The sequence below is a fragment of the Alcanivorax sp. HI0044 genome (assembly GCF_001634945.1).
The window spans coordinates 1-782 of record NZ_LWEZ01001867.1; the positions used below are offsets into that span (position 1 = coordinate 1).

Here is a 782-nt window from a genome sequence, read left to right on the forward strand (position 1 = left end):
GCGATGCCCTGGGTACGGATCTGGTCAACGACGGGCCTGCCGCACTGGTCAAGGAAGATGAACACCGCCAACCCACGCTGGTGGTACTGGATGAAGCGCAGAATTTCTTCCTGGCGCAGTTGGGCGGGCTGGAAGGCTGGCGCACCGTGCTGAATCTGGTCAACGCACGGGTGGACAACGTGTTCTGGCTGTTGCTGATCAATAACCAGAGCTGGGCTTACCTGTGCAACGTATTCGGCCGCGAATACCAGTTCCGTAATGTGATCCGGGTAAAACGCTGGGGACAGACCGATATCCGTTCGCTGATTCTCAGCCGCAACCACCTGAGTGGCTTCCAGCTACGTTACGACGAAGTCTTGCTCTCTTCCCGGGGACCGGAAGCCGGCAACCTGCGCAATGCGGAGCAGCGTTATTTCAGCCTGCTTTGGGATGCCAGCCGGGGCAACCCCATGGTCGCGCTACGGTTGTTTTTAACCTCGGTGAAAGTGAAAGGTCGACAGGTCACTGTTGGCTTGCCCAACGCCCCCTCGGCCAGCATTCTCGATGGCATGGGCGACAACTCCCTGTTTGTTTATGCCGCCATTGCCACCCACGAAAACCTGACCAGCCACGAAATCAGCGCCGTGACACACCTGTCGGAAAACGTGGTGCGTTATGCCCTGAAGGGCGGTTTTGATGCGGGCTTTTTGCACAAGAGCGATGACGGCCGCTACCGGCTGGTGCCCCTGTGGTACCAGCAGGTGATCAGCTACCTGACACGGAAGAACCTGCTCAATGAATGA

At 58.1% G+C, this 782-nt stretch carries 1 pseudogene; it reads left to right on the forward strand.

The features are described 5' to 3' along the window. A pseudogene (locus A3730_RS32355) lies at positions 1–782 on the forward strand (ATP-binding protein); the annotation flags it as partial.